Origin of the sequence: Acinetobacter sp. ABJ_C5_2 (assembly GCF_044538485.1) — a bacterium.
GTDB lineage: Bacteria > Pseudomonadota > Gammaproteobacteria > Pseudomonadales > Moraxellaceae > Acinetobacter > Acinetobacter nosocomialis_A.
This window is the reverse complement of record NZ_JBIUCS010000003.1, coordinates 149,345-173,520: the sequence shown is the minus strand read 5'-3', so window position 1 is coordinate 173,520 and position 24,176 is coordinate 149,345. Positions and strand designations below refer to the sequence as shown.

At 39.6% G+C, this 24,176-nt stretch carries 20 protein-coding genes; 16 read left to right on the top strand and 4 right to left on the bottom strand.

Annotated features, from left to right (window positions below; all coding sequences use genetic code 11):
* The first annotated feature begins 161 nt into the window (after positions 1 to 161).
* The 16 genes from ACH8JV_RS05910 to ACH8JV_RS05835 all read left to right on the top strand — a co-directional run bounded on the left by ACH8JV_RS05910 (position 162) and on the right by ACH8JV_RS05835 (position 20,401).
* Positions 162 to 1,220 carry a pilus assembly protein PilM gene (locus ACH8JV_RS05910; protein WP_396520151.1) on the top strand — a complete coding sequence of 353 codons (1,059 nt, stop codon included), beginning with the start codon at positions 162 to 164 and terminating at the stop codon, positions 1,218 to 1,220.
* Complete coding sequence (locus ACH8JV_RS05905; protein ID WP_031956429.1) at positions 1,220 to 1,864, top strand: PilN domain-containing protein; 645 nt, start codon at positions 1,220 to 1,222, stop codon at positions 1,862 to 1,864. The genes ACH8JV_RS05910 and ACH8JV_RS05905 overlap by 1 nt, the downstream gene beginning before the upstream one ends.
* Entirely contained in the window at positions 1,861 to 2,601 is a 741-nt protein-coding gene (locus ACH8JV_RS05900) for a type 4a pilus biogenesis protein PilO (RefSeq protein WP_396520149.1), read from the top strand. The genes ACH8JV_RS05905 and ACH8JV_RS05900 overlap by 4 nt, the downstream gene beginning before the upstream one ends.
* Before the next feature lie 10 nt (positions 2,602 to 2,611).
* The gene (locus tag ACH8JV_RS05895; protein WP_396520357.1) at positions 2,612 to 3,139 is read left to right on the top strand and encodes a pilus assembly protein PilP; all 528 of its coding nucleotides are present in this window, start codon (positions 2,612 to 2,614) and stop codon (positions 3,137 to 3,139) included.
* A 62-nt stretch (positions 3,140 to 3,201) separates the two neighbouring features.
* Positions 3,202 to 5,328, top strand: coding sequence for a type IV pilus secretin PilQ (gene pilQ / locus ACH8JV_RS05890; RefSeq protein WP_396520147.1), 2,127 nt, complete (start codon positions 3,202 to 3,204; stop codon positions 5,326 to 5,328).
* A gap of 11 nt (positions 5,329 to 5,339) precedes the next feature.
* Positions 5,340 to 5,909, top strand: a complete 570-nt coding sequence (gene aroK / locus ACH8JV_RS05885; RefSeq protein ID WP_000643712.1) for a shikimate kinase AroK — start codon at positions 5,340 to 5,342, stop codon at positions 5,907 to 5,909.
* Positions 5,910 to 5,937: 28 nt separating this feature from the next.
* Complete coding sequence (aroB, locus tag ACH8JV_RS05880) at positions 5,938 to 7,020, top strand: 3-dehydroquinate synthase (RefSeq protein WP_396520145.1); 1,083 nt, start codon at positions 5,938 to 5,940, stop codon at positions 7,018 to 7,020.
* Positions 7,021 to 7,035: 15 nt separating this feature from the next.
* Positions 7,036 to 7,911: a hypothetical protein gene (locus ACH8JV_RS05875; protein WP_396520143.1), complete on the top strand. Its 876-nt coding sequence runs from the start codon at positions 7,036 to 7,038 to the stop codon at positions 7,909 to 7,911.
* A gap of 462 nt (positions 7,912 to 8,373) precedes the next feature.
* Positions 8,374 to 12,849: a glutamate synthase large subunit gene (gltB, locus tag ACH8JV_RS05870; RefSeq protein ID WP_396520141.1), complete on the top strand. Its 4,476-nt coding sequence runs from the start codon at positions 8,374 to 8,376 to the stop codon at positions 12,847 to 12,849.
* A 69-nt stretch (positions 12,850 to 12,918) separates the two neighbouring features.
* Positions 12,919 to 14,340 carry a glutamate synthase subunit beta gene (locus tag ACH8JV_RS05865; protein ID WP_004705203.1) on the top strand — a complete coding sequence of 474 codons (1,422 nt, stop codon included), beginning with the start codon at positions 12,919 to 12,921 and terminating at the stop codon, positions 14,338 to 14,340.
* 173 nt (positions 14,341 to 14,513) lie between these two features.
* Complete coding sequence (locus ACH8JV_RS05860; protein ID WP_396520139.1) at positions 14,514 to 15,401, top strand: metal-dependent hydrolase; 888 nt, start codon at positions 14,514 to 14,516, stop codon at positions 15,399 to 15,401.
* 131 nt (positions 15,402 to 15,532) lie between these two features.
* The gene (locus ACH8JV_RS05855; RefSeq protein WP_002051712.1) at positions 15,533 to 16,123 is read left to right on the top strand and encodes a LemA family protein; all 591 of its coding nucleotides are present in this window, start codon (positions 15,533 to 15,535) and stop codon (positions 16,121 to 16,123) included.
* Positions 16,124 to 16,144: 21 nt separating this feature from the next.
* On the top strand, positions 16,145 to 17,227 hold the full coding sequence (locus ACH8JV_RS05850) for a TPM domain-containing protein (protein ID WP_396520137.1): 1,083 nt from the start codon (positions 16,145 to 16,147) through the stop codon (positions 17,225 to 17,227).
* Entirely contained in the window at positions 17,221 to 17,781 is a 561-nt protein-coding gene (locus ACH8JV_RS05845; RefSeq protein ID WP_311069798.1) for a TPM domain-containing protein, read from the top strand. Before ACH8JV_RS05850 ends, ACH8JV_RS05845 begins: the two co-directional genes overlap by 7 nt.
* A 341-nt stretch (positions 17,782 to 18,122) precedes the next feature.
* Positions 18,123 to 18,593, top strand: a complete 471-nt coding sequence (locus ACH8JV_RS05840; RefSeq protein WP_396520135.1) for a prepilin-type N-terminal cleavage/methylation domain-containing protein — start codon at positions 18,123 to 18,125, stop codon at positions 18,591 to 18,593.
* A gap of 179 nt (positions 18,594 to 18,772) precedes the next feature.
* Positions 18,773 to 20,401 carry a pilin glycosylation ligase domain-containing protein gene (locus tag ACH8JV_RS05835; protein WP_396520133.1) on the top strand — a complete coding sequence of 543 codons (1,629 nt, stop codon included), beginning with the start codon at positions 18,773 to 18,775 and terminating at the stop codon, positions 20,399 to 20,401.
* A gap of 40 nt (positions 20,402 to 20,441) precedes the next feature.
* Here ACH8JV_RS05835 and bfr read toward each other — a convergent pair whose 3' ends face one another.
* The 4 genes from bfr to ACH8JV_RS05815 form a co-directional block, all read right to left on the bottom strand.
* Positions 20,442 to 20,906, bottom strand: a complete 465-nt coding sequence (gene bfr, locus ACH8JV_RS05830) for a bacterioferritin (RefSeq protein WP_396520131.1) — start codon at positions 20,904 to 20,906, stop codon at positions 20,442 to 20,444.
* 244 nt (positions 20,907 to 21,150) lie between these two features.
* A complete protein-coding gene (locus ACH8JV_RS05825; protein WP_000289091.1) occupies positions 21,151 to 21,345 on the bottom strand; it encodes a bacterioferritin-associated ferredoxin in 195 nt (64 codons plus the stop codon).
* A 219-nt stretch (positions 21,346 to 21,564) separates the two neighbouring features.
* Positions 21,565 to 21,948 carry a RidA family protein gene (locus tag ACH8JV_RS05820; protein ID WP_002051728.1) on the bottom strand — a complete coding sequence of 128 codons (384 nt, stop codon included), beginning with the start codon at positions 21,946 to 21,948 and terminating at the stop codon, positions 21,565 to 21,567.
* A 121-nt stretch (positions 21,949 to 22,069) separates the two neighbouring features.
* Complete coding sequence (locus tag ACH8JV_RS05815) at positions 22,070 to 24,175, bottom strand: bifunctional (p)ppGpp synthetase/guanosine-3',5'-bis(diphosphate) 3'-pyrophosphohydrolase (protein ID WP_263614721.1); 2,106 nt, start codon at positions 24,173 to 24,175, stop codon at positions 22,070 to 22,072.
* Position 24,176 lies beyond the last annotated feature (1 nt).

Here is a 24,176-nt window from a genome sequence, read left to right as displayed (position 1 = left end):
GATAAGTAAGCTTTAATAAGATCGAATACAAACTAATTGTGGTCAGTATAGCCTTTAGACATGCGGATTGTTAGATGAGATATTGTATCCGTGTAAAAATAAAGACCGAGATTATTGGTTTGTAATTTTTTTTGGGGATAAAAAAATAATAGGACAATAGTGTGCTCAGGTTATATCGTAAACCTAATAAGGGGTTAATGGGCGTCGATATTAGTTCGACTTCTGTTAAGTTGTTAGAGCTCTCTGTCAAGAACGGTAAATATTGGGTAGAAAGCTATGCTTTGATGCCTTTACCTGAAAACAGTGTAGTTGAAAAAAATATCTTAAATCCAGAAGCAGTGGCAGAGGCTTTGGAACGGGCGATGAATTTAGCAAATCCCCAGACCAAAAATGCTGCAATTGCTGTTCCGACATCGACGGTTATTCATAAAACCATCGAAATGGATGCAGATATGAGCGATGACGAACGTGAAGTTCAGATTCGTGTGGATGCGGAGCAGTACATACCGTTCCCGTTGGATGAGGTGAGCCTTGATTTTGAGGTTTTGCCTGATCGTCTTTCAAATCCAAATCGTGTAAATGTTCTTTTGGTCGCAACAAGAACTGAAAACGTTGAAACACGCGTTGAAGTCCTTGAGTTGGCAGATTTGAATCCTAAATTGGCAGATGTCGAGAGTTATGCGGTCGAACGTGCTTTTAGTGTGTTTGCTGATAGCTTACCGATGGGTGCAAATACGATAGGGATTTTAGATATTGGCCATACCATGACGACATTATCTGTCATGCAAAACGGCAAGATTGTTTATACCCGTGAGCAAGTCTTTGGTGGCAAACAACTTACGCTTGAAATTCAAAGTCGTTATGGTTTGTCTTTAGAAGAAGCAAGCCGAGCGAAAAAAGACCGTACTTTACCAGATGACTATGAAATTGAAGTACTAGATCCGTTTCTAGATGCTGTAGTTCAGCAGGCAGCTCGCTCTTTGCAATTTTTCTTTTCTTCATCGCAATTCAATGAAATTGACCATATTTTGCTTGCAGGGGGGAATGCCAATATTTCAGGCCTCGCCAAGCTCTTGCAGCAAAAATTAGGTTACCGAGTCACTATTGCCAATCCATTTTTACAAATGGGCTTTTCTCCTCAAGTCGACGTTCAAAAAATTGAAAATGATGCTTCATCTTTAATGGTGGCGTGTGGCTTGGCTTTAAGGAGTTTTGATTAATGGCAACAATTAACTTACTACCTTGGCGTGAAGAGCTGAGGGAGCAACGAAAAAAACAATTTATAACTTTATGCTTTGGGGTGGTTGTTTTGGGGATTACAACCGTATTTGGGGGATGGTTCTATTTTGATCATAAACTAGATGATCAAACGCAGGCAAACCAACTGATTACAAGTACAAATCAAAACCTTGATCAGCAATTAAAAGCATTAAACGGTTTACAAGAACAGCGTGATGCCATTATTGAGCGCATGAAGTTGATTCAAGATTTGCAGGGTCAACGTCCAGTAGTGGTGCGACTAGTTGATGAACTTGTTCGAGTCACACCACCAGCAATGTATCTCACTAAATTTAGCCGAACTGGAGATAAATTTACAATAGAGGGTAAGGCTGAAAGTCCAAATACGGTAGCTGAATTACTCCGTAATCTTGAAGCATCTCCTTGGTATCGTAATGCTTTTATGAGCTCTTTCTTGGCGACTGAAGATAAAAAAGATAAGACTGCGAGTTCTCTTCTTCCTAGAGTAGAAGATCATTATGGCAGTTTTGTTGTGACTGTCGATTTGGGGGAAATGGGCGTGACCACAACGAATAAGGATGCTGATAAGCCAGCCGTAGCTAAAGACACGGGGGCAGCCAAATGAGTCAAGATGAACTTCAAGAATTATCATTAGAGCAATCAGCTTCAAAGAAAAAGAAATTCAATTTAGATAAATTCCTTCAGCAATTTAATACGCTGGATATGAACAACTATGGTAGTTGGCCAATATCTGTAAAAATTACTTGCTGGATTTTTATTTTCTTTGCTGTGTTAGCTTTGGGATATTTTGTTGCTATTCAGCCAAAGCTACAAGCAATTGGCAATGCTCAAGCTCAGGAAAGTAATTTATTAAATGAATTTCGAGAAAAAGACTCGAAATTACGTAACCTTCAACAGTATCAAGTGCAGCTGCAAGAGATGCAGGCAAATTTCAACCAGCAATTAGAACAGTTGCCGAAAGAAACAGAGATTCCAAGTTTAGTTGAAGATATTAACTTAACTGGTGTGAACTCTGGATTGAAATTTAAAAATATCCGCTTAGAAAATGAAGTGAAGCAAGAAATTTTTATCGAACAACCTATCGCAATTGAGGCTACAGGGGACTATCACGCATTTGGAGCTTTCGTAAGTAGTATTGCTGCTTTACCGCGTATTGTAACTATGCACGATTTTACTGTTGATGCATCACCAGCCAAAGATAGTAAGTCGGATATTCCTGTACTGAATTATTCTATTAAAGCGAAAACCTATCGATATGTAGAAGCAACAGATACACCGACACAATCGGCTCAGGCTCCAGCAGCCTCTGCATCTACTAGCACTTCTGCTCAGCCGAAATAGGAGAGTGATGATGAAAATTAAGCAAATTACTCTTTATGTTTTGGCCTGTGCTGCCCTTATGGGATGTGATTCAAGAATCGATGCTGTGAACCAGCAAATGGCAAGTATCCGTAACCAGCCACCGTTACCTATTGAACCAGCACCGATTTTTACCCCTGTACCACAATTTAATTATGCTGCTCATCAATTGAAAAGCCCATTTATGCCAAGCTCGCTGGCTGCTGAACTCAAGATTATGGCTGGAAAACGGGTTTATCCAAATTTCTCACGTACGCCACAGCCATTAGAAAGTTATGCACTTGAAGCTTTAAATATGAAAGGAAGCATGCGTAATAATCGTGGTCAAATATTGGCTTTAATCCAAACACCAGATCATCAAATTGAACGGGTACAAGTGGGTAATTATATGGGTATGAATCAGGGCCGTATTACTCATATTAGCCCGACCCAGATTGATTTGGTTGAGATCGTACCAGATGGTCGAGAAGGCTATGTCGAGAGACCGAGAACATTGGTCTTGATTGGGCCAGCACCCTAAAACTTAGGGAATAACAACGAAAAAGTATTTTTAAAGATTATTTAATTGGGGATGGTCAGACAATGAATCAGGTATTCCGTCAGTTTTCTTTGGGGGTTGTAGCTGTTGCAATTATGCAGGCTGCATCTGCACAGGTCAGCATGACCAATATTGTACCAACGCAAATAGCAGGTCAGGGCACAGAAATTAGAGTCATGTTTAATGGCTTACCACCACAGCCACAAGCTTATCAACTTGAAAATCCTTCACGTTTAATACTAGATTTTGATAAGGCGCAGCAAAGTTTAAAACAGTCTAAAATTGCAGTTGCAACCAATGAAGCAAGTTCCGTTGATGTGACTTCAGATGACCAGCGTTCACGGTTAACCGTAAACCTAAAAGATGCTGGCGCTTTTACAACACGAGTGGAAGGTAATACTTTCATTTTAAAAATTAATTCGGCTCAAACCAGTAATAAGCCTATACCTGTAGCCGCTGCACAACCACAAGGGGTTTCAAATATTGGTTTTCAACGTGGTAATCAGGGAGAAGGCTTAGTTGTTGTCGACCTTTTGGGGAGTAATACACCTGTAGATGTTCAACAACAAGGCAGTAAAGTTGTTATAAGAACTTTAGGTACAAAAATTCCGGCCCATTTAGCGCGCCGTTTAAATGTAAATGATTTTGCAACGCCAGTTTCAAGTATTGATGCTTATAATGAAAAAGATGCTGGTGTAATTACTATTCAGTCATCTGGCAGCTATGAATATATGGCGTATCAGGCTGAAAATAAGCTCACGATTAGCTTAAAACGTCCACAAGATAAAAGTATCCCTTCTTCATCTAAGACACCGACTTATTCTGGTAATAAGCTTTCGTTAGATTTCCAAGACATTGAAGTACGCCGTGTTTTGCAATTACTTGCTGATTTTACAGGTATCAACATGGTGGCTGCGGATAGTGTGCAAGGTAATATCACGCTACGCTTGAAAGATGTGCCTTGGGACCAAGCACTCGATATTATTTTAAAGACGAAAAACCTTGATAAACGACGTAACGGGAACGTGATCTGGATTGCACCAGTCGCTGAGTTAATTAAAGCAGAAGATGATGAAGCAAAAGCCTTAGCGCAAACAATTAAGTTAGCTCCGATTCAAACAGATTATATTCGTATGAGTTATGCGAAAGCTGTTGATGTACTTAAGTTAATTGAAGATACTCGTGATGCAAAAGGGGCAGCTGCAAACCGTACTGCCAATTCAGATACTCTTGCTTTAGAGAGTTTATTGAGCTCCCGTGGTAGTGCTGTAGCTGATTCACGCACTAACACCTTGATTGTAAATGACACAGCACAAAATATTGATAAAGTTCGTAAAATGATTGAGTTGCTTGATGTGCAAGTTAAGCAAGTCATGGTTGAGGCACGTATTGTAAGAGCCTCTACATCATTTACCAAAGAACTTGGGGTGAAGTGGGGTATTCTTTCGCAAGGTATTACCAATAATAAAAACTTATTGGTTGGTGGTAGTGAAACAACCCTGTGGAATTTGCGTGAGCCTAAAAAAGATGAGACTACGGGAGGCTATAAATATACTATTGAGCGCCCTGATAACTTAAACGTTGACTTGGGAGTTTCTAATCCAGCGGGAAGTATTGCCTTTGGTCTCATCAGTATGTCTGACTTTATGTTGGACCTTGAGTTATCTGCTTTACAGGCTGATGGTTATGGTGAAGTGATTTCAACACCTAAAGTCATGACTGCTGATAAGCAAACTGCGAAAGTTGCAACAGGTCAACAAGTTCCTTATTTAATGACAACTACCTCTGGTGCAGGTGCTACGGCAACGACCTCATTTAAAGATGCACTCTTAAGTCTTGATGTCACACCGAGTATTACTCCTGACGGTAAGATTCAAATGAAATTAGATATTTCTAAGGATTCCGTCGCCGGTGAAGCACCGAATGGTGAGTTAATTCTGAATAAGAATAATATCAATACCAATGTGTTGGTGGATAATGGAGAAACCGTCATTTTAGGGGGGGTATTCGAGCAAACAACTACTAATACCCAAACCAAAGTTCCTTTCTTTGGTGATATTCCTGTAGTTGGGCGTTTATTTAGAAAAGACGTAAAGTCTGATGATAAACAAGAGTTACTGATTTTCGTTACACCACGAATTGTTAATGACACTTTAGCGAGAAATCATTAATATATTTTTTAATGAAAGCAATTGAAATAGGTGGCGCCTTGCCAAGCAAAGCGTTTGAAACCCTACCAAATATTTATTTGGTAGGGCCCATGGGGGCAGGAAAAACAACCGTTGGACGTCATTTAGCAGAACTATTAGGGCGTGAATTTTTAGATAGTGATCATGAAATTGAGCGCAAGACAGGGGCAACTATTCCCTGGATTTTTGAAAAAGAAGGAGAAGTTGGATTTCGCACCCGTGAAACTGTGGTCTTGAATGAACTCACTTCACGTAAAGCATTAGTGCTAGCAACAGGCGGCGGGGCCATTACCCAAGCACCTAATCGAGAATTTTTAAAGCAACGTGGAATTGTTGTTTATCTCTATACTCCTGTCGAATTACAACTACAAAGAACCTATCGCGATAAAAACAGACCTTTATTACAAGTTGAAAATCCTGAACAAAAACTACGGGATTTATTAAAGATTAGAGATCCTTTGTATCGTGAAGTTGCACACTATACGATTGAAACAAATCAAGGTGCTGCACGTGATCTTGCACAAAAGATTTTGCAACTTATTCTATCGAACAAGTTAAAATAGACGAACTGACTAGTGGTTTTATAAATTCATGCAAACTTTACATGTTGAATTAGGCGAACGCCGTTATCCTATTTTTATTGGTAGTCAACTTGACCCGAAACAATTATTAGAGCCATATATTCATGGTCAACAGGTCATGATTGTAAGTAATGTTACGGTTGCGCCTTTATATTTAAGCCACTATCAGGAAGCCTTAAAGAGCCTAGGTAAAACGGTTGCGACCTGTATTTTGCCCGATGGTGAAAAATATAAAGATATTCAACATTTAAATTTAATTTTTGATGCGTTGCTTGAAGCTGGTTTTAACCGTGATTGTACAGTTTTAGCGTTAGGTGGCGGTGTGATTGGAGATATGGCAGGTTTTGCCTCTGCTTGTTTCCAACGTGGCGTATATTTTGTTCAGGTTCCTACCACATTACTTTCACAAGTAGATTCAAGTGTGGGTGGGAAAACAGGAATCAACCATCCGCTTGGCAAGAATATGTTAGGTGCTTTTCAGCAACCACAGGTTGTTTTGGCTGATATGGCACAATTGAATACATTACCAGAACGTGAGCTTTCAGCTGGTTTAGCTGAAGTGATTAAATATGCACTTTTAGGTGATGTAGATTTCTTGGTTTGGCTTGAAGAAAATATGGATGGCCTTGTTGCAAGAGATGCTAATTTACTTGCAGAAGCTGTCTATCGTTCATGTACTCATAAAGCGCGTATTGTTGCAAATGATGAAAAAGAACAAGGTGAGCGCGCTTTACTTAATTTAGGCCATACTTTCGGTCATGCGATTGAGTCATATCTTGGTTATGGTACTTGGTTACATGGTGAAGCTGTTGCAACGGGTATGGTCATGGCGGCAGATTTATCACAACGTTTGGGCTGGATCTCAGATGAAGATGTAGCTCGTACAAAAAAAATCATTCAACGTGCGAATTTGCCGATATCATGTCCACAAATTCCATTGGATGATTTCCTTGGATATATGGCTCATGACAAAAAAGTTCTCAATGGGCAATTACGTTTGGTGTTGTTAAAGCAACTTGGGCAAGCAGTAATTACCAAAGACTTTGATGTCGAATTGATGAAACAGGCTATTTTGGCAAATCAACACGGATAACAAATAAGGTAAAGCATGACTGTATCACGTACACTTTGGCAGAATGTTCAACAATATATCTGGTTGGTTGGTGGTATTGCCTGCTTATTCCTTGCTTTTATTTTTTGGGTAATTACCGATAGCAAAAAACTGGTTGAAGTTGAAAAGTCGGCTGATTCTGAGGCGCCTGTACAAATTCAACCAGAGAAAGTTGCTACAACACCCAACCTAGGTGCTTTAGCAGATGAAGTCCGTCCACTCGATTTAACTACACGTACTGTAGCTTCAGGTGAGCATGAACCTGAGTTTCGTGGTACAAAGTTTATTAATGAAAATAAAAAACAATGGACGCTTGAGCTATTCCGTGCCTCTGATGAAGACATTATTAAAAACTTTTTAAAAAACCGTACCGACCGTAATAAATTTATTTATTTCCGCTTAAGTGGGGAACAACAAGCAGAGCAGTATGTGTTGGTTTATGGCACATTCAAACGTTCAGAAGATGCAATTCAGCAATTAACACAAATTAATCTGCAATTACCTGAGTCAGTTAAACCTCAGCCACAACAGTTCTCAAGTTATGCCTCACTGGTAAATGATTTGGGGGCAGATGAGATGAAAGGTGGTAATAATCAGCTTTATGAAGTTCGATTGCGTCCAGCAGCTTTGCCTACAATTGATGAATCTTTATTGATGGCAGGTGCTACCAGTAGTGCTACAAATGCTCAGCCGAAAGCAGCTAGTACAAACTCAGCTACAAAAACGACGATAGTTCGTCGTGATGTAGAAGGAAATGTGGTTGATGTACAGCAATCAAATTCCAATATTGATCAACCTAATAGAACTGCGCAAACACGAATAAATGATGGACAACAGAAAAATGCCACAAATGAGGGCACAAAAGGGAATTAATCCACCTCATCATATGCGCAAAAATGGTGCAAATTAGTTGAATAATAATATTTTTTGACCAGATGTGGTGCATATTTAGTCATTTTCTTACATGATAACGTGAATAAAATAACTATATTTATAATAAATATAAGGGTTTAGTATTAATTTTCCAATATGGCACACTTTTTGCTTTATTGTTGTGCTTATTAATGTGCTGCAAACTATTTTAGTCCTCTAAGAAGTGAATTCTATGCAGAGTCGTGGGGTCGAACTGCTTTAAAAGAGTGCGAAATAAGTCAAAACATTTTTCTAGCAAAAACCAGTGTACGTAAAAATGGAACAGCGTATATTGGCTTATCAGCCCAAAATTTTTTGTTTGCGAAACATTGAGCTAACTATCATCCGTAGGCACTATCGCAAAAAGAAGTTGTTTGTTTGACGCTCGAAAGAGCCTTATTGAAAGAAGGGTACGCTATGCACATGCCATCGCCTAATACTGTAGCTCCCGCTCAAGGTTTATATCAACCTGATGAGTTTAAGGATAACTGTGGTTTTGGACTGATTGCCCATATGAAGGGTGAATCAAGTCATCATCTAGTAGAAACCGCGATTCACAGTTTAAGTTGCATGACGCACCGTGGTGGTATTGCCGCAGATGGCAAGACGGGAGATGGTTGCGGCTTATTATTGGCGATGCCAAAGCAATTTTTCCGTGATGAAGCAAAAAAACTGAGTGATATTACACTGAGTGAAATTTTTGCTGTAGGTACGGTATTTTTAAATATTGATCCAGCATTAGCACAGCACTCTAAAAATATTTTAACGAAAGAAATTGAGTCAGAAGGTTTACGTGTACTTGCTTGGCGTATCGTTCCAACAAACAACGATGCATTGGGTGAAATCGCGCTTCAATCTTTACCTGCTTTTGAGCAAGTCATCGTGAACTGTCCAATGGGCGTAACTGAGGTTGAATTTAACCGTAAGTTATTCTTGGCGCGTCGCCGTGCGGAACAACAACTCCAAAATGATCCGTTATTTTACGTGACTACGCTTTGCTCGACAGTTATTAGCTATAAAGGCTTAATGATGCCTGCGGCGATTGCCGAGTTTTATACAGACTTGGCAGATGAGCGTTTAAAATCACATATCGTCGTATTCCACCAACGTTTCTCTACAAATACATTACCGCGTTGGCCATTAGCTCAGCCATTCCGTTATCTTGCGCATAATGGTGAAATCAACACAATTACAGCAAACCGTAACTGGGCATTAGCGCGTACTCCTAAATTTGAAAACCCATTATTACCAGGTTTGACTGAGCTTAACCCGATTGTAAACCGTACAGGTTCGGACTCTTCAAGTTTAGATAATATGCTTGAGATTCTGGTGGGCGGCGGTATGGATTTATTCCGTGCTTTACGTATGCTCGTGCCACCAGCTTGGCAGAACGTTGAAACTTTAGATGCAGACTTGCGTGCATTCTATGAGTTCAACTCAAAACATATGGAAGCTTGGGATGGTCCGGCAGGCCTCGTTATTCAAGATGGTCGTCATGCGATTTGTATGCTTGACCGTAATGGTTTACGTCCAGCGCGTTGGGTTATTACCAAAAATGATTACATTACCTTGGCATCTGAAATTGGTGTTTGGGGCTATGAGCCAGAAGATGTAGTATCAAAAGGTCGTGTAGGTCCTGGTCAAATCTTGGTTGTTGATACCCTTACAGGTAAAGTGCTTGATACTAAAGATGTTAGCAATCACTTGAAAAACATGCGTCCGTACCGTGAGTGGTTGCGTGACCATGCGATTCGCTTAAATGCAAACCCGGAACTTGAAGAACAACTTGTTGATAAAGGTTTAACTGGCGATGCATTAAAAGCGGCTCAAAAAATGTTTATGGTGACATTTGAAGAGCGCGATCAGTTGTTACGTCCAATCGCTGAGAGCGGCCAGGAAGCTGTGGGTTCTATGGGTGACGATACACCAATGGCTGTATTGTCTCGTCAAGTACGTCATGTGACCGATTACTTCCGTCAACAGTTTGCACAGGTGACAAACCCGCCAATTGACCCATTACGTGAGTCAATTGTTATGTCACTTGAAACCTGTTTGGGTCGTGAGCAGAACGTATTCGAACAAGGCCCTGAACATGCTGATCGTATCATCATCTCTAGCCCTGTACTGTCAAATTCAAAAATGCAGCAAATCCGTAGCATTGAGCGTCCGGGTTATGAAGCAGTTGATATTGATTTGAACTATGCTGAAACAGAAGGCTTACAAGCTGCAATTACACGTATTTGTGAAGAATCTGCACAAGCTGTTCGTGATGGTAATACTCTAATTGTTTTAACTGATAAAAACATTCGTGAAGGTTACTTACCTGCAAACGCTGCACTTGCAACGGGTGCGGTACACCATTACCTCATTAAAACTGGTTTGCGTACTGATGCAAACATTATGGTTGAAACTGGTTTTGCACGTGATCCGCACCAATTTGCGGTATTACTTGGTTTTGGTGCGACTGCTGTTTATCCATACCTTGCATACGATGTAATCAATGACTTGATTGCTAAAGGCGAGCTTTTAGGTGACCCAATCCATGCGCAAGCAAACTTCCGTAAAGGTATTGAGAAAGGCTTATTAAAAGTTCTTTCAAAAATGGGTATCTCTACAGTTGCTTCTTACCGTGGTGGTCAGCTTTTTGAAGCAGTAGGCTTATCTTCTGAAGTTGTAGATCAGTGTTTCTTAGGCGTTCCAAGTCGTATCCAAGGCGCAACATTTGCTGATCTCGAAAAAGACCAGAAAAAATTAGCAGCAACAGCTTGGTCAAGTCGTAAACCAATTGATCAGGGTGGTTTGCTTAAATTCGTATTTGGTAAAGAGTACCATGCGTTTAACCCAGATGTGATTAACTCACTACATAAAGCGGTTCGCTCTGGTAAATACGAAGACTTTAAAGAATATGCTGAATTGGTAAATAACCGTCCAGTAGCGACTATTCGTGACTTATTTAAGTTAAAAACAACTAATCCGATCCCAGTTGAACAAGTTGAATCGGTTGAAGAGATCTTGCCTCGTTTCGACTCGGCAGGGATGTCTTTGGGTGCACTTTCTCCAGAAGCTCATGAAGCCATTGCAATTGCGATGAATACTATTGGTGGTCGTTCAAACTCTGGTGAGGGTGGTGAAGACCCTGCGCGTTACGGCACAATTCGTAACTCGAAAATCAAACAGATTGCATCTGGTCGTTTTGGTGTGACACCTGCATATTTAACTTCTGCTGAAGTCTTGCAAATTAAAGTTGCTCAAGGTGCAAAACCAGGTGAAGGTGGTCAGTTACCAGGTGGTAAAGTGAATGGCTTAATTGCACGTTTACGTTACTCAGTACCAGGTGTGACACTTATTTCACCTCCGCCGCATCATGACATTTACTCAATTGAAGATTTGTCACAACTGATTTTTGACTTGAAACAAGTTAACCCGAAAGCCATGGTATCTGTGAAGTTGGTATCTGAACCAGGTGTAGGTACGATTGCTGCTGGTGTTGCTAAAGCATATGCAGACTTTATTACCATTTCAGGTTATGACGGCGGTACGGCTGCATCTCCACTTTCATCAATTCACCATGCGGGTTCTCCATGGGAGTTGGGTTTAAGTGAAGCGCATCAGGCACTTCGTGTAAATGACTTACGGGGCAAAGTACGTGTACAAACTGACGGTGGTTTAAAAACTGGTCTTGATGTGATTAAGGCTGCAATTTTAGGTGCTGAAAGTTTCGGTTTTGGTTCAACACCAATGATTGCTTTAGGTTGTAAATACCTCCGTATTTGTCACTTAAACAACTGTGCAACTGGTGTTGCAACTCAACAAGATCATTTACGTCAAGAACACTATATTGGCGAACCAGAAATGCTCATTAATTTCTTCCACTTTATTGCGGAAGAAACTCGTGAATGGTTGGCAGCATTAGGTGTTTCTTCATTGAAAGACTTAATTGGTCGTGTGGACTTGCTTGAAGTATTACCGGGTGAAACTGAAAAACATGCTCACCTTGATTTAAGTGCATTATTAACTTCTCATCCTTCTGCTGAAGGTAAAGCGCAGTATTGTGAAGTTCAAGGTAATGCACCATTTGATAAGGGCGTATTGGCTGAGAAAATGGTTGCAGAAATGCTTCCTGCAATTGAGTCAAGTGCAGGTGGTCAATTCAACTTTAATGTCGTGAACTGTGACCGTTCAATTGGCGCACGTGTATCGGGTGAAATTGCTCGTCGTTATGGCAACTTGGGTATGGAAGCACATCCAGTTGTAATGAACTTAACAGGTACAGCTGGTCAGTCTCTTGGGGTATGGAACGCTGGTGGTTTGCATATTCGTCTTGAAGGTGATGCAAACGACTATGTTGGTAAAGGTATGGCTGGTGGTCGTATCTCGATCTTCCCACCAAAAGGTTCACCTTTCCAAACCCAAAATACAGCAATTATTGGTAATACCTGTTTATATGGTGCAACTGGCGGTAAGTTATTTGCAGCTGGTACGGCAGGTGAGCGTTTCGCAGTTCGTAACTCTGGTGCGTTCGCTGTTATTGAGGGTGCAGGCGACCACTGCTGTGAATACATGACTGGTGGTGTTGTGACTGTGCTTGGAAAAGTGGGTCATAACTTCGGTGCAGGTATGACAGGTGGCTTTGCTTATGTACTTGACCTCGATAATGACTTTGTAGATTACTACAACCACGAGTTAATTGACTTAACTCGTATTTCAACAGAATCTATGGAAGATCATAAAGAGTTCTTGTTGCGTATTATTGACGAGCATATCAAAGAAACAGGTAGTGCTTGGGCTTATAAAATCCGCAATGAGTTCGACTTCTACAGCCGTAAATTCTGGCTTGTAAAACCAAAAGCTGCTAACTTGCAATCGCTTTTGAAAACTACACAAGCTGACCCACAATAATTCCACGACTGCAAAGACATAGGCAGGTGCGGGCAACAGTGAAATCCGCGCCTACCCACGGAGAGAGACATGGCAGAACGCCTAAATAATGACTTTCAATTTCTGGATGTACCACGTCAAGATCCAGAGAAAAAAGATATTACTGTCCGCAAAGCAGAATTTGTGGAAATTTATAAACCTTTTACTTCGGAAACAGTCACTAATCAGACACACCGTTGTTTAGGTTGTGGTAACCCTTATTGTGAATGGAAATGTCCAGTACATAACTACATTCCAAACTGGCTCAAACTCATCGCTGAAGGTCAAATTTTCCAAGCTGCTGAGCTTTGCCATCAAACAAATACCTTACCTGAGGTATGTGGTCGTGTATGTCCGCAAGACCGTTTGTGTGAAGGCGCTTGTACCTTAAATGATGGGTTTGGTGCGGTCACTATTGGTAATGCTGAAAAATATATCAATGACACAGCTTTTGCTTTGGGTTGGCGCCCAGACATGTCACATGTGAAGTGGACAGGTAAAAAAGTTGCAATTATTGGTGCAGGTCCAGCGGGTCTAGGCTGTGCAGACATTCTGGCCCGTGGTGGTGTTAAGCCAGTTGTATTCGATAAGCGTCCTGAAATTGGTGGCTTGCTGACATTTGGTATTCCAGAATTCAAAATGGAAAAAGATGTCATGAAACGCCGCCGTGAAATTTTCACAGGTATGGGTATCGAATTCCGTTTAAATACTGAAATTGGTAAAGACGTCACTATTGATGAATTACTTGCAGAATATGATGCAGTATTCATGGGTATGGGAACTTACACTTATATGAAGGGTGGTTTCCCTGGTGAAGATCTTGATGGTGTTTATGATGCGCTGGATTTCTTGATCTCTAACGTGAACCGTTGCCAAGGTTGGGAAAAAGACCCAAGTGAATATATCAGTTTAGATGGTAAAAAAGTTATTGTTCTAGGTGGTGGTGATACCGCAATGGACTGTAACCGTACTTCTTTACGTCAAGGTGCTCACGATGTAACTTGTGCATACCGCCGTGACGAAAGCAACATGCCAGGCTCTGCACGTGAAGTAAAAAATGCCTACGAAGAAGGTGTGAAATTCCTATTCAACCGTCAACCGATCGAGATTGTTGGTGAGAATGGCAAAGTGACAGGCGTAAAAGTGGTAACGACACAAATGGGTGAACCAGATAGTCGTGGCCGTCGTAGTCCTGAGCCAATCCCAGGTTCTGAAGAAGTATTACCAGCTGATGCAGTTTTACTAGCATTCGGTTTCCGCCCAAGCCCAGCAGACTGGTTTGGTAATGTGAATATCAATCTTGATGGTTCAGGCCGTGTTGTTGCACCTGAACAGCAAGAATTTAAATTCCAGACATCAAATCCAAAAATCTTTGCTGGTGGTGATATGGTCCGTGGTTCAGACCTTGTAGTTACAGCAATCTGGGAAGGTCGCCAAGCTGCTGAAGGCATTTTAGATTACCTTGGTGTTTAATCTAAAAAATCATTACTAAAGTTTTTGATAAAGCCTGCGATATGCAGGCTTTATTTTTTACCATTAATCGGTTTGACGTTTTTGGCAAATACAATAAGCTTTTTTGCCCTTTTTAGTGCCTAAGTCCCACGACATACTCAAAGCTCTCTTCTTCAATGCAGTAGGTGTTGAGCATGAACATCGCAGGTATGACGGCAGAAAAATCATATTTAAATCGTCGAAAAGCGTTGGGTATTACAGTGCGTCGCCTTGAGTTTAATCCTCAAGAAATCAAGCGCTATTATTTTGCAAATTCGCCTTTAATGTCCCATTTTTTAACTGCACTCTCTTCAACATTTCCAGTCGGAGAACAGTTTTTTGTAAATAGTGTGCGCAATGTACGCGACAAAGTTTCAGACCCTCAACTACAAGCACAAATTGCAGCTTTTATTGGACAAGAAGCGATGCATTCAAAAGCACATGGTGAGTTTAATGAGGCTTGGCGCCGTGATGACTATAATTTGGATCGTTTTCAAGCTTGGTTAAATGAACGTGATAAATACTTAAGGACAATTCCCCCTAAGTTACAGCTGGCACTGACATGTGCATTCGAGCATTTTACGGCTTTGCTTGGAGGATATATTTTACAGCATCCTGAATTATTAAAAACTTTGGATCAAGATGCTTTAAAGTTGTGGGTTTGGCACGCTATTGAGGAAATCGAGCATCGTTCAGTTGCATTTGATGTCTATCAACATGTCTATGGCGATGACCGTATTCGTCGATTATTGATGCGTAGTGTCACTACAGGATTTGCGAGTCTTGCTTTTTATGGTACGACGCGATTATTTTGGCAAGATAAATGGAAGAGCTTGCCTAAAATGGGAGGAAATATTTTTGGTGTGTATTTGCTTGTTAAAATGATTATACAACTGACACCAGAATATTTTGCTTATTACAAAAAGGACTTTCATCCGAGTCAAAAAAATTATGGTCAGATGGTCGATTACTGGAAGAGTTATTTGGCCGATGAATATCAGATGACAAGTTTCCAAGAGGAAACAGGGTTAAGACCAAGCTAGAATAAAAACCGGATTTAAAGATCCGGTTTTTTTAAATCTATAAAATAAAAGCAACACAATAATGCCAAATTCATCATACAATCGAGACAAGAGGTTAAAAATATAAAGAAAAACTTGAGGATAAAGTGACGATGAAAACGTTTAAACAACTTGTAATCGCGACAACACTTGCAAGCACCTTACTATTTTCTGGCTGTGGCTATAATACTTTACAGGTCAAAGATGAGGCTGTAACAGCGGCTTGGTCTGAGGTACAGAACCAATATCAACGTCGATCAGATTTGGTACCAAACCTTGTAAACGTAGTTAAAGGCTATGCTAAGCATGAAGAGCAAGTATTAACAGAAGTCACTCAAGCACGTGCAAATGTTGCAGGCTTGAAGGTCGATAAAGAAGTATTAGAAGACCCAGCATTGCTTGAGAAATATCAACAAGCACAAAGCCAGTTAACAGGTGCGTTATCTCGACTTATTGCTGTTTCAGAAAATTACCCAGACTTAAAAGCCAATACCCAATTCCAAGAATTGCAAGTTCAGCTTGAGGGTACAGAAAACCGAATTGCTGTGGCACGTAATCGTTATATTACAACTGTTCAGGACTATAACTCTTATGTCCGTCAGTTCCCGCAAGCCGTAACAGCAAAAGTGATTGGTATGCATCCGAAAGCTAATTTCTCTGCGGAAGCATCGGCTCAACAGGCACCAAAAGTTTCTTTTGATTAATTTAAATCAAGGAAGTGCCGCATGAGAAATACTATATTGCTTCAGTCTAAGCAAATTAAGGTATTTGTTATTACCTTAATTATGCTCTGCTGCAGTGTCCTGTTTCAGAGTGCGGCTTGGAGTGAGAATAATATTGCCACTGCTACAGATGAAACTGACACGGTGGTGGCAGGTAAAATTATTCAACAGCAGCAAGCTCAAGCATCGAAGTCTAAAGTAAATGAGCAGGCTGCTTCAAGTGCCGCGCCTCAAGCTCAGGTTGCGAATGATATGGCTGATGGTGAATCAATTCGTGGTTTACCTACATTAAATCAGCCTGTCATTGATCAAGCCAATATTTTGAATGAAGCTGAGAAGCAGCAACTTAACCAGAAAATTTTAAATTTATACCAGCAAGGTAAGGCACAAATAGGTATTGTGATCGTACCGACTACGGGTCAAGAAGATATTTTTGATTACGCTTTACGTGTGGGTGAAAAATGGCAACTTGGTTCGAGTAAACGTGATAATGGATTACTCATTGCAGTTGCAATTAATGATCACCGCATACAAATTCTAACTGGATATGGTTTAGAAGGCGTATTGCCGGATATTGTGGCAAGTCGAATTATTCGAAATCAAATTACACCTTATTTTAAACAAGCCCAATATGCACAAGGCTTAAACGCTGGTGTTGATGAAATTACAAGAATTTTAAATCTAGATCCGGAAGTTGCTCAGCAAGCTGCCCAAGATTTAAAAGAGCGCCAACATCAGGCTGCCGAAGAACAACAAGCCAAACAAACAACTCTGACGATGGCATTATTTATTCTTATTGCTGGAATTGTAGGCTCGTTTATTGTTGGTCGTCCGCTTAGTGCCTCTACAGCAGGTGCTGCTGCTGCGGTAGCAGGCTTTGTAAACGGTGCTGGTGTGGTTACTAGTTTGCTACTTGGATTCGGTATCTTCTTTTTACTCATTACCTCAATTGCTCAACTTATTTTACAGGCCATTCTAAGTGGCTCTGGCGGCGGTGGACGTGGAGGCGGTTTTGGTGGTGGAGGTGGCGGTTATGGTGGCGGCGGAGGTCGTTTTGGTGGTGGAGGTGCTTCAGGCTCATGGTAACAACATCAGAAACAACACAAATTATTACTCAACCCAAAATTGAGGAATCTGTAGAGCCAAGCCTAAAACGTTGGTTTAAGCATCTTTGTTATTTTCCTGCTAGTAGCCGTTATTTCAATAAAAATGATAAACAAGCGATTGCTGAAGCTGTTCAACAAGCAGAACTTGGTCATGTTGGTGAAATACAGGTCGTTATAGAAGGGCATATTCCTTGTTCACAAGCGTATAGACAAAATACGCGCTTAAGGGCACAGCAATTATTTGCAGAACTTGGGGTTTGGGATACCGAACTTAATAGCGGTGTATTGCTCTATTTAAATTTATGTGAACGCACAGTAGAAATTATATTTGATCGTGGTATTGGAAATGCGACGACTGAGCAGATATGGCAACAGATTTGCGAGTCTATTGTGCAGCAGCTTAAACAAAAACAGTATTTACATGCTGTAGTGATTGGGGTTCAGCAAATTGGCGATGTGATGTCACGCTTTTACGATGAGAATATGCCAGATCAAAATAATGAATTAGGGAATGCGCCTATCATTATTAATTAAGTTATTTGCCCTATGATTCGCTGTTTTTTTAAATTCATGTTTAGTATGTCGACTGACAAAAAATGTCATCTATTTATCTGCTTTTAAAGAGATTTTTATCACATTAAAGAATAAAAAAAAGAAGTGAGTTGCTAAGAGATTTTTATTAGTGATTCAATACTAATAAAATTTGAGTGACAATTTTTGTCAGTTATTTGCCTAATATACTCTTGGGTTTAATTGTTATAAATCATAACTTGTTGTTTTTAAATTAAAATAAAAGTTGGCATGGTTGCTGCAATATAGATGATAGCTGAAAAAGCTTATATAAAAACATACATACAATCTTTGGGGAAAAGGCTATGAATGCACAAAAAGGTTTTACATTAATTGAACTCATGATCGTGGTTGCGATTATTGGTATTTTGGCGGCAGTTGCTATTCCTGCTTATCAGGACTATACGGTTAAGTCTAAATGGGCATCTAATATTGCTGATGTAGAAGGAATTAAACAAGCTGTTAAAAATTGCTTAAGTGACCAAGCTGGTGATGGTACTAAGTGTAATACATTAGCACAACTTAAGGCGTATGGTTTTGCTGGTTCTGTGTTGCCAACTCCGCATTATGCTACAGCTGCTGTTACTTTATCGGGTGCTGCTCCAAGTGCACCAGCAGCAGGGGATGGTACAGTTACTATTAACTTCACTGGTGTTAGTGAAGTTAAAAGTTTGGTGTATGAGGGAATTTGCCAAATGAATACGGGGGGTAATATTGATTGTACAGCTACTACAAATGATACTCTAGGTTCTTATGTTAAAGGCCCTAAGCGTTAATTTATATCTAAGTAAAGTGAAAAAGCACCTTAAGTAAGGTGCTTTTTTATGTTAGAGATCAAAATTTATTTTTCACTAATAATTTCAAAACAGTATAAAATTCTTATATGTTAGAAAACTTCTCTTTTCTTGTTTGCATGTATAATCCTTCTCTAGTTTTTGGCCTATAACCTGTCACTATGCAAGTATTCTTTTTATTCCTCGCAGCAATCCTGTTAGGTTTTGCATGGCTATCTCCATTTCACTATAACCCTTGGGTGATGTTTTCTAGCGAAATGAGTACCTTTGCGGCAGGTCTGAGTGTCGTAGCTGCACTTTTTTATCAAAATATAAAAATTCCGCGGGCGCAATTATTACTATTGCCATTTATTTTAATTCCAGTGGTGCAGTGGGCTTTTGGTCTAATTTTCGATTTTAGTACAGCTTTGTTAAGTTCACTTTACTTATTAGGCTTTTGGATTATGGTTGTGGCTGGCTATAACCTGTCATTAGATCAACAGCAGCGAGACCAAATTTTTACAGGGTTTAGTTTACTTACTGTTATTGTTTCGGTTGCAACTAGTCTTATTGCAGTTTGTCAGTGGTTAAATATTGATACACATTTTGCTCATATGTTGCATTTAATTGGTAACCGTCCGTACGGTAACTTTGGGCAACCGAATAATATGGCAACCTTTCTTATTATGGGACTATTAGGATGCTTATATTTATATGAAAAGAACAAAGCATCGGTTTGGTTGCTCTTGCCATCAGCGCTAACTATTTTATTTGCAGTTGTCCTTAGCCAATCACGCACTTCTTGGATTGTTTTTCCATTTTTACTCATTTATTGGGCTATTAAGCAATTTAATAAACCTAAGCGTTTTGGGGTGTTTCAAGGCTTATTATGGTGTGCTGGCTTTTTCCTCATGGCGGGCTTAGTTTTACCATTCCTTACAAGCTTAATTGAGACATGGTCACATACAGATATAACTAAGGCGAGTAGCTTGGCTGAACGGGCAAGCTCGGGTTATCTGCGTTTTAATATTTGGACGCAAATGTTAATCGCTGTACAGCAACATCCTTGGCTGGGATATGGGTGGAATCAAACCAGTGTTGCTCAAATGTCTGCTTATGCTCTTTTTCCAACGACGGAGTGGACGACCAGCGCTCATAATGTGTTGCTAGATCTTATTATTTGGAATGGTATTCCACTTGGTGCGGTGATTATTGCTTACTTTACATGTTGGTTATTTTGGCTAAATCAACAAGCAAAAGAAACAATCTCGATTATCGCAGTGATGATGGTCTGTACTGTGCTTATTCACGCCATGTTGGAGTTTCCGCAGCGTTATGCTTATTTCTTGCTGACTTGTGGCTTTTTATTAGGTGTAATTCAAGCACAGACTCCTATACTAAAAGGTATTAAGCTTAACAAACAAATTCTTCGCTTCATTTGGAGCGTCAGCTTAATACTTATGATCGCAATTTGGCGTGATTACAATGTTTATGTCATAAATAGTAATTTACTATTTAAAAATAAGCAGCCAAATACTGAGCTCATGGGAAGTGACCAGATTTTTGTACTAACTCAATTTGAGCAGCGTTTAAAATGGATTGCTCTCAATTCTAATGTAACTTTATCTGAAGCAGAGTTAGTTCAATGGGGAAATTTTGTGAAGAACAAAGCAACCCCTTATAATTTGCGTAAATATGCTCAGTTACTTGCTTACAATGGAAAAGTAGATCAAGCAGAGCAACAAATATTTATTTTGCAGCACCTTTATAGACAGCAAATAACACTGTCAGAATTAATAAAAGATAAATAAAAAAATCCCCTTGTACTCAAGGGGATTTTTTTATGAAAAATTACATTTGACTCTGAATATAATTTTCAATACCAACGCTACCGATAAGGTCAATTTGAGTATCTAACCAATCCCAATATTCTTCTTCTTTTTCTAGAATTTCTTGTACTAAATCACGCGTTACATAATCTTGTTCTGTTTCAGCTAAAGCGACTGCTTTTTGAATGGCTTCAATGTTTTCTTTCACTTTGCGAATATCACATTGCAGAACTTCTTCTGTATGTTGACCAATATAAAGTTTGCCTAGATGTTGAAGATTAGGAAGGCCCTCTAAAAATAGAATACGTTCAATAATTTTGTCTGCATATTTCATTTGACGAATTGATTCTTTATATTCAGCAGAACCAAGTTGTTCAATTCCCCAGTCATTAAACATGCGAGAGTGTAAAAAGTATTGGTTAATTGCAGTTAAATGATGATACAGCACTTGGTTAAGCTGATTAATCACATCACGATTGCCTTTCATTGTAGCTACTCCAAAACAATTTCTGCCTTAATTCAATTAAGGCAATCTATGAATTCATTTTAGTGAACAATCATGGATATGGCGAGTAATTTATAGAACAGCAAATGAAAATCGCAATCAAAAACAACACAATATTGGTAAAGGTGAATCTCCTTCCAAAAAAAACCGCTTGAATGAGGAACAATTAACGTTCCGCAAAAAGCGGTGGAGGAGTCAATAATTTACTGTTAAATACTAATTTTTATTATGCAGCTACAGAAATGCGTGCAGCAATTTCTGCTAATTCTTCACTAATAATAGCACGTGCTTCTGGTGCACAGCGTCCACAGCAAGTACCGAGATCAAGCAAATCGCGAATTTCACGATAGCTTTCAGCGCCATTTTCAATAGCGTCTTTAATATCCTGATCGGTAATGCCACGACACAAGCAAACGTACATGGGAGTGATCCCCAAATATAAATGCGATAATTGATATTATTGATAATTATTATCGTTTGTCAATGAAATTCATTTAAAATCTCATTTATCTTTATTGGGATTTTGGATAAAAAAATACCGCCTAAGCGGAAATCTAATAATTGTTCAGATTTCTAAGCGTGGCGGTATCTAATTTTAGAGCTAAATATTTAAGGATTGATCTGTAGTTAAAGTTTTATCTTATTGATTAATAATTACAATTCCGTCCATTTCTACTAATGCACCTTTAGGTAAGCTTGCTACCCCAAGTGCTGCACGAGCTGGGTATGGCTGAGCAAAATATTCGCCCATAATTTGGTTTACAAGCTGGAAATTAGATAAATCAGTAAGGAAAATATTGAGCTTTGCAATATCTGCAAGTGAGCCACCTGCCGCTTCACATACTGCTTTTAGGTTATCAAATACACGGCGGATTTGAGCTTCAATACCGTCTACAAGTTCCATACTGTAAGGGTCTAAACCAATTTGCCCAGATAGATATAGTGTATTACCTACTAAAATGGCTTGAGAATATGTGCCAATAGCAGCAGGGGCATTTTCAGTATGAATGACTTGGCGGGACATTTGGTTCTCCTTGATTAAATCTTTTTCCATCATAATCGATGATACGTTTTGACAAAAGTATCATCGATTTAATTGATTATGTGCTTCTGGAAAGTTAGATTTTAGTAAAGTAGAACAAATTTTAGCTGACTTTGGAAATTTCCGCTTGTGGGGCAGGGGCATCTAAACGTTCAATACGTGGGAACCCATAGTGCATGCGTAAATCACGAATGACTTTTGCAATATGCTTACGATTATTCACCACGATGTTCACAAAAGTCCGCTGCTCATTGGAGTGTACCATTTCTACCCCTGCATTATTTTTACGACATTGATAGATGAGGTCTGATACCTGCTCATCATTCATGGCCATATAAATCGCAAGGTAGGCAGTAAAACGTACATCATCTACGTCATCTGCTTTCCATTGAAGCGGCATAATATTTTCTGGATGCAAATGTTGTTCGTGAAGTAAATTATGACAACGAATACGGTGCACAATTAATCCGCGGCGCGTTAAATGACCCTGAATGAGATCGCCTAAAACTGGATTACAGCAATGAGCATATTTAACATCGATGCCTTCAGTACCCTGAATTAAACGGTCTGAATTTTCTACTTGTGGATGTTTGTCATTTGCAAACAAATGGTTGGCTACGAGTTGAGGAAGTAAGTCTCCAACTGCGATTTGCTCAAATAATGCATCTTTATTATCAATATGACGCCATTGTAAGAGGTCTAGCCAATCTGCTTCTGAAAGATCATTGATTGAACGGTTAAAGAGTTTCAGTGCTCGTGAAAGTGCTTGTGCACCCACTAAACGTTGTTCTTCAATATCTTGATCTTTAAGTACATGCTGTAATGCACGACGCGCTTTTTGCGTATTAATAAAGCTTAGCCAGTCTGGGTTTGGTGTCGCTAAAACATCCGTAATAATCTCGATAACCTGACCACTAACTAATGGTGTAGAGAGTGGTTTAATCTCTCCATCAACTTTTGCGCCTACTGCATGGTTACCCAAGAAAAGACTTGCTGAATAGGCGAAGTCAACTACTGTTGCACCTTGTGGTAATTCATGTAATTGGCCATGTGGGGTATAGACCCAAATTTTTTCTTGATGTAAATAATCAAGTAAATCATTAAAAGTTGTTTTAGCGCATTCACCATCAATGAGTGTATTTAAGTTCTGCATTGATGCCTGAATGGCAGAACGACAAGTTTGCGGTGCATTTTCACCTAATACCACACCAAAACGGGCAGCTTTACGCATGAGCTCAGTTTGGACAGTGAGCGATAATGTAGTTTTTTCGCCTTTGAGCTTGATCAATAAAGACTGATTGCCACCAGGCAATGGACGACGGATATGATCTTGATATTGGATGACTTGGAAATTTTCTTTTAATGCTGCAAATAAACGGTCGCAGTCAGCAATAGACTGTAAAACGATTTCAAAGGCATGGCTATGAGTAAGCTCTTGCAAATCCATCTCGTTTTTAACGAAGTGGCGTAATAGTTCAATATTATTATTTTTCTTTTTAATACGGCCTTGGATATGATAATTGTGCAGAAGCTCTGCAAGATTTTGCTCCCAGATACTTTGATATTTACATCGTTCTGGTTTGGTTTGGAGTAAAGCATTCTGGACGTTATCAAACATGTCTAAATCTAGATTTTGATAACACAAGTTTTCAAGATTATCAGCCATTTCATTCATGCCGACTAATCTTGCCATGGGTACAAAAATATCAAAAGTTTCTTGCGCGATACGAGCACGTTTATCGGGACGTAAAGCACCTAAGGTTGTCATATTATGATAGCGATCGGCTAGTTTAATAATAATGACACGTGGATCTTGTAACGTTGCTTGCAAAATTTTTCTGAAAGACGCCGCTTTATTATATTCTTTGTCGCTTGATTGGCTTAACTTGGTTACACCATCAACGAGCTCTGCAACAGTTTGTCCGAATCGCTCAATAATATCTTCTTTGGTATATTGAGTATCTTCAATGACATCATGTAAAAGCGCTGCCATTAAAGTTTCAGGGTCCAGTCGCATGTTAGCTAAAATACAGCTAACAGCAATTGGATGCAGAATATAGGGTTCGCCACTTTTACGTGTAATACCAGTGTGTGCCAGATCTCCAAAATCACAGGCAGCAAGCACTTTCTCGACCTCGCTTACTGATAAGTAAGGTTCGATAATTAATTTGAGCTGTTGCTTGGCTTGGCTGACCTCTTCGCCTGGCATA

Excerpts from the sequence above, each read along its gene's own strand:
- ACH8JV_RS05905 (WP_031956429.1), top strand. The coding sequence starts at position 1,220 with ATGGCAACAATTAACTTACTACCTTGGCGTGAAGAGCTGAGGGAGCAA.
- ACH8JV_RS05900 (WP_396520149.1), top strand. The coding sequence starts at position 1,861 with ATGAGTCAAGATGAACTTCAAGAATTATCATTAGAGCAATCAGCTTCA.
- ACH8JV_RS05895 (WP_396520357.1), top strand. The coding sequence starts at position 2,612 with ATGAAAATTAAGCAAATTACTCTTTATGTTTTGGCCTGTGCTGCCCTT.
- pilQ (WP_396520147.1), top strand. The coding sequence starts at position 3,202 with ATGAATCAGGTATTCCGTCAGTTTTCTTTGGGGGTTGTAGCTGTTGCA.
- aroK (WP_000643712.1), top strand. The coding sequence starts at position 5,340 with ATGAAAGCAATTGAAATAGGTGGCGCCTTGCCAAGCAAAGCGTTTGAA.
- aroB (WP_396520145.1), top strand. The coding sequence starts at position 5,938 with ATGCAAACTTTACATGTTGAATTAGGCGAACGCCGTTATCCTATTTTT.
- ACH8JV_RS05875 (WP_396520143.1), top strand. The coding sequence starts at position 7,036 with ATGACTGTATCACGTACACTTTGGCAGAATGTTCAACAATATATCTGG.
- gltB (WP_396520141.1), top strand. The coding sequence starts at position 8,374 with ATGCCATCGCCTAATACTGTAGCTCCCGCTCAAGGTTTATATCAACCT.
- ACH8JV_RS05865 (WP_004705203.1), top strand. The coding sequence starts at position 12,919 with ATGGCAGAACGCCTAAATAATGACTTTCAATTTCTGGATGTACCACGT.
- ACH8JV_RS05860 (WP_396520139.1), top strand. The coding sequence starts at position 14,514 with ATGAACATCGCAGGTATGACGGCAGAAAAATCATATTTAAATCGTCGA.
- ACH8JV_RS05855 (WP_002051712.1), top strand. The coding sequence starts at position 15,533 with ATGAAAACGTTTAAACAACTTGTAATCGCGACAACACTTGCAAGCACC.
- ACH8JV_RS05850 (WP_396520137.1), top strand. The coding sequence starts at position 16,145 with ATGAGAAATACTATATTGCTTCAGTCTAAGCAAATTAAGGTATTTGTT.
- ACH8JV_RS05845 (WP_311069798.1), top strand. The coding sequence starts at position 17,221 with ATGGTAACAACATCAGAAACAACACAAATTATTACTCAACCCAAAATT.
- ACH8JV_RS05840 (WP_396520135.1), top strand. The coding sequence starts at position 18,123 with ATGAATGCACAAAAAGGTTTTACATTAATTGAACTCATGATCGTGGTT.
- ACH8JV_RS05835 (WP_396520133.1), top strand. The coding sequence starts at position 18,773 with ATGCAAGTATTCTTTTTATTCCTCGCAGCAATCCTGTTAGGTTTTGCA.
- bfr (WP_396520131.1), bottom strand. The coding sequence starts at position 20,906 with ATGAAAGGCAATCGTGATGTGATTAATCAGCTTAACCAAGTGCTGTAT.
- ACH8JV_RS05825 (WP_000289091.1), bottom strand. The coding sequence starts at position 21,345 with ATGTACGTTTGCTTGTGTCGTGGCATTACCGATCAGGATATTAAAGAC.
- ACH8JV_RS05820 (WP_002051728.1), bottom strand. The coding sequence starts at position 21,948 with ATGTCCCGCCAAGTCATTCATACTGAAAATGCCCCTGCTGCTATTGGC.
- ACH8JV_RS05815 (WP_263614721.1), bottom strand. The coding sequence starts at position 24,175 with ATGCCAGGCGAAGAGGTCAGCCAAGCCAAGCAACAGCTCAAATTAATT.